This window comes from Nocardia sp. NPDC049707 (assembly GCF_040674855.1).
Taxonomy (GTDB): domain Bacteria; phylum Actinomycetota; class Actinomycetes; order Mycobacteriales; family Mycobacteriaceae; genus Nocardia.
This window is the reverse complement of the sequence record NZ_JBFANN010000104.1, coordinates 1-5,176: the sequence shown is the minus strand read 5'-3', so window position 1 is coordinate 5,176 and position 5,176 is coordinate 1. Positions and strand designations below refer to the sequence as shown.

Sequence of the window (5,176 nt, the reverse complement as noted above, 5' to 3'; positions counted from 1 at the left end):
AGCCGTAACTTCCTGACACGACTCCCGCAGGATGTCGCAGTAGTCGTCGAGATCCGGGACGATATCGGGATCACATGCCACGGATACGGTGAAGCGCTCATCGAATTCCCGATAGGTCCAGGCGATCTCGTCGTGGACGACGGCCACCGCATCCGGTGTCGTCGCCACGGCACGACGATAGCCGATGGTCAAGCCGAGTGCCGCCCCGGAATCGACAAGGTGCTCGATCCGATCGGCCGGATCGCCCGGGGCAACACAGGAAGGCCGGGTGGCGCGTCCGGCCGCGCCGCCATCGCCACTGCCAGAACCGCTATTTCACCAGATCGCCGTCGGTCCCCTGGAGCAGTTTCTCCAGCACCGGCCCGATCTCGCCCAGCCCTTCGGCAGAGGCCATCAGCACATGTTCGGTCGCGACGGGGTGGTCGACGATCTTGCCCGACACGAAAGGCTGCCAATCCGACGCCACCGCGTCCAGTTCCCGGTTCTCGGTGGCGGTGAAGAACTGGAGGGTGCCCCGGAACACCTCGGGCCGGTGCTCGGACTCCAGTTCGACAGTCCGTATCACGGCCCGATAGATCCGGCGCAGCCGCTCGGGTGTCAGCAGCGCGGCGAGTTCGTCCGGAATCGCGGCATGGAGGGCGGCCAGTGCCTCGTCGCTGAGATCGCGGATGTTCTCCTCGTCCGGGAGGACGTCGACGCCGACACCGATCTCGGTGAACGCATCGCGGATCCCGGACTTGAAGTCGGCGATATCGCCGTCCGGATAGCCGTCCATGATAGCCAGCAGTTCGACCTGCTCACCCTCGGCCTGCAGCCGAGTCGCTATGGCATGCGCCAGTTTTCCACCCAGGGACCAGCCGAGCAGCCGGTACGGCCCAGCCGGTTGCACCACGCGGATCTCCGTAACGTAGCGAACGACGATCTCCGCCAGCGAATTCGGTGCGAAACCGTTTTCGGAGAAGGCCGGCGACTGGATGCCGAGGATCGGCTGATCGACCGAGAGGTGCTGGGCCAGACCGGCATAACTCCACGACAGTCCGGCGAGCGGATGCACGCAGAACAGCGGCCGCCTAGTGCCCGTCGCCCGGATCGGCAGCATCACCTCGAGCGCCGCGGCGACACCCCGCTCGTCCTGGAGCCCGTGTTCCAGCAGTGTCTCGAGCTGGCGGGCCAGACCCCGCACGGTGGGATCGGTGAAGAACGCCGCGACCCGGATGCCGGCACCGGTCAGGCTCTGCAGGCGGCTGACCACCTGCGTGGCCAGCAGCGAGTTGCCGCCGAGGGTGAAGAAATCGTCATCGGCACCGACGCCTTTTACTCCGAGCACCTCGGCGAAGATGCTCGCCACGATCTCCTCGGTCGGAGTTGACGGCGCCCGGAACTCCTTCGCTTCGAACGCGGGTGCAGGCAGAGCCCTGCGATCCAACTTGCCGTTCGCGTTGAGCGGCATCGCATCCAGCACCACGATCGCACCTGGAACCATATACGACGGCAACCGCGACGACAGGTATACCCGGAGCTGGTCGACGTCCACATCGACGCCAGCCGGAACAACGGGCTCGGACGCAGCCCGCGTGGTAGATCCAGCGGTCGCCGAGTTGGACACTGCCGCCACCACATAGGCGACGAGTTGATCACCGGTGTGTGCATCCGAACGCACCACTACCACCGACTGAGCCACCGAATCATGCCCGGTCAGCGCGGACTCGATCTCACCCAACTCGACACGCAAACCACGCAACTTCACCTGGAAATCGGTACGACCCACATACACGATCGCACCATCCGCACCCCGAGTCACCAGATCACCCGTGCGATACATACGGGAACCGTTCACGCCGAACGGATTCGCCACGAACCGATCCGCAGTCAGATCCACCCGGCCGACGTAGCCGCGGGCCAGCTGATCGCCCGCCAGATACAACTCACCCGCCACACCCGGCGCAACCGGGTGCAGACGCGCATCCAGCACATACGCCTGAGCGTTCCACACCGGCAAACCGATCGGCACCACCCCTTGGACGTCCTCGGCGACCGGGGCATGCGTGGCATTCACCGTAAACTCCGTCGGACCGTACAGATTGAACAACCCCGCCGAGCCCACCCGCCGGAACGCCGCCACCACATCCGACGTCAACGCCTCCCCCCCAATCAACAACGCTCGCAACGACCCGACCGCGTCCGCAGCAACACTGCCGGAGAACACCATCAACATCGACGGCACAAACATCGTCATCGTGACCTGCTCCGCCGCAATGACGTCCGCCAAATACTGCGGATCGCGATGCCCATCCGGCGACGCCACCACCAGACGACCACCAGTAGTCAAGGCACCGAACAACTCCCACATCGATCCATCGAATGTCGCCGGAGTCTTGAACAACACCACATCGTCAGCACCGATACCGTATTCACCAGTGATCCAACGGATGTGGTTCACCAACCCCGAGTGCGGCACCACCACACCCTTCGGACGACCTGTCGAACCCGACGTGAAGATCACATACGCCGGATGCTGCGGCCGCAACGGCGCAATCCGTTCCGCATCCGTCAGCGGGGCGTCGGAGTAGGCCGACAAATCGAGCCGGTCGATCTCGAACAACACTGCCCGTCGTTCCGACGAAAGCCGGAACCCAGGCACACCCTCGACAGAGGCACTCAACTCGGCGGATGCACCTGGATCCCGCGCTTCGTCGGGACGACGGGTGGCAGCTTCACCAAGACCACCGAAACGATCACGCTCCGTGGTCAGAATGCAGACCGGATTCGCTGTCTCCAGTACATAACCGACACGCTCAGCAGGCTGATCCACATCCAGCGGCACATACCCACCACCGGCCTCCAGCACCGCATACGCTGCCACCACGAAATCGAGCGACCGCCGCATGCCCAAGGCCACAAGACTTTCCGGACCCACCCCTGCCTCCACAAGGCGGCGGGCCAGCCGGTGCACGCGAGAACCGAACTCTGCGTAAGTCAGGGCCTCACCGGCCTCCCGATCTACGACCGCGACCGCATCCGGAGTACTCGCCATCTGAGCGACAAAATCATCGACAAGAGTGAACCCACCCTCGTCACGCCAGCGAACGCCGGAGTCCAGCGCCGAATCCCGGCCTCCACCGGTATGACGGGGCCTGATCTCGACAGCATTGTCGTTCCAGCCGCGCAGCGCCTGGACGGTCTCCTGCTCGTCCAGCAGCGCGAGATCGCCTACCGCCTTGCCTGGTTGGATGACGATCTGCTCCAGCAATCGCATGAACCGGTCCGCGAACACCCGGATTGTGGCCTCGTCGAACAGGTCTCGCGCGAAGGAGAAGTGGGCGGCCATACCGGCGCCGGTCTCCTGAATGGTCAGCGACAGATCGAACTTCTCGGTGTCGACGGTGAAATCGGCGGCGCCGACTCGCAATCCGGGCAGTTCGAAACTGCCCTCCGGCAGGTTCTGGAACGACAGCATCACCTGGAACAGCGGATGCCGCGCGGTCGAGCGCTCCGGATTGAGCACCTCGACCAGCCGCTCGAACGGAATGTCGGCGTGCGCAAACGCCTGCAGATCGGTTTCCCTGGTCCGGGCCAGCAGATCGGCGAAGCTCGCTCGGCCGGGCACCTGGGTACGCAACACCAGGGTGTTGACGAACATGCCGATCATGTTGTCGAGTTCGGCCCCGCCGCGTCCGGCCACCGGGGTGCCGACAGCGACATCCTCGGCGCCCGACATCCGCGCCAGGAATACCGCGAGCGCGGTGTGCACGACCATGAACAGCGTCGCGTTCTGCTCACGCGCGATCGCGCGCAGACCGTGATGCACCTGCTCGCCGATCGAAACGGCCACGCTACCACCGCGATACGACGGCACCGGCGGGCGCAGCCGGTCCGCGGGCAGGGTGGACTCGTCCGGCAGCACGGCCAGCGCCTCGCGCCAGTACCGGACCTGCGCCGAGATCAGGCTGTCTGGATCGTCCTCCGCACCCAGCACCTCCCGCTGCCAGATGCTGAAGTCCGCGTACTGCACCGGCAGCGGCGCCCATTGCGGCGCCGCACCGGCCGACCGCGCGGCGTACGCGACCATCAGATCGCGTGTCAGCGGACCCATGGACCAGCCGTCGGCGCTGATGTGATGGGCCACGAATACCAGGACGTACTCGCCGGACTCGGCCCGGAAGAGCCTGGCGCGCAAAGGAACCTCGGTGGTCACGTCGAATCCGGCGGACACCACCTCCGTGATCCGCGTCGGCAGGTCATCGGAGCCGACCGGCTCCGGCGTCAGATCGGGCACCGCCTCTTCCACCGGCAGCACCCGCTGTTCGGGCCCCGCATCGGAATTCGGATAGACGGTTCGCAGCACCTCGTGCCGGGCGATCAGGTCGGCGGCCGCCTCGCGCAGTGCGATGACATCCAGTTCGCCGGTCAGCCGCACCGCGACCGGAATGTTGTTCACCGCCGAAGACGGGTCGAACCGGTTGAGGAACCACATCCGCTGCTGGGCCAGCGACAGCGGAATCCGTTCCGGCCGTGGGCCGGCCGTCAAAGCGGCGCGAGCGCCGGTGCCGGCGTGCTGTTCCACCCGGACCGCGAGCCCGGCGACTGTCGACGCATCGAACAGCGCGCGGACCGGCACCTGAGTATTCAGGGCCGCGCCGAGGCGCGCGACCACCTGGGTCGCGATCAGCGAGTTGCCGCCGAGTGCGAAGAAGTCGTCGTCGGCACCGACCCGGTCCAGTCCGAGCACCTCACCGAACACGCTCGCCACGATCTCCTCGACCGGTGTTGCGGGGGCGCGGAATTCGCGGGTGGCGAAGGTCGGCTCCGGCAGCGCCTTGCGGTCGAGTTTGCCGCTGGCATTGAGCGGGAAGGCGTCCAAGGGCGCGATCGCGGCCGGAACCATATACGCCGGAAGGGTTTTCGCGATCTCGGCCGACAACTTCAGCGGATCAATCTGCTGCTGCGGTGCAGGCACGACGTACGCAACCAGCTGCTCGCCCAAGACGGAGGGCACCACCAGTGCCACTGCCTGGCTCACCGCGGGCCGCGCCAGCAACGCGGTTTCGATCTCACCCAGTTCGATGCGCTGGCCACGGAACTTCACCTGGAAGTCGGTGCGGCCGATGTACTCCAGGCGGGCCGGACGGATGCCGTCGGGCTCACGCCACACCACCAGGTCGCCGGTGCGGTACAT

The 5,176-nt window shown here is 65.9% G+C and carries 1 protein-coding gene; it reads right to left on the bottom strand.

What is annotated here, in order from left to right:
* Positions 1 to 310: 310 nt before the first annotated feature.
* The gene (locus AB0J29_RS36925; RefSeq protein ID WP_364795964.1) at positions 311 to 5,155 is read right to left on the bottom strand and encodes an amino acid adenylation domain-containing protein; all 4,845 of its coding nucleotides are present in this window, start codon (positions 5,153 to 5,155) and stop codon (positions 311 to 313) included.
* Between the last annotated feature and the right edge of the window lie 21 nt (positions 5,156 to 5,176).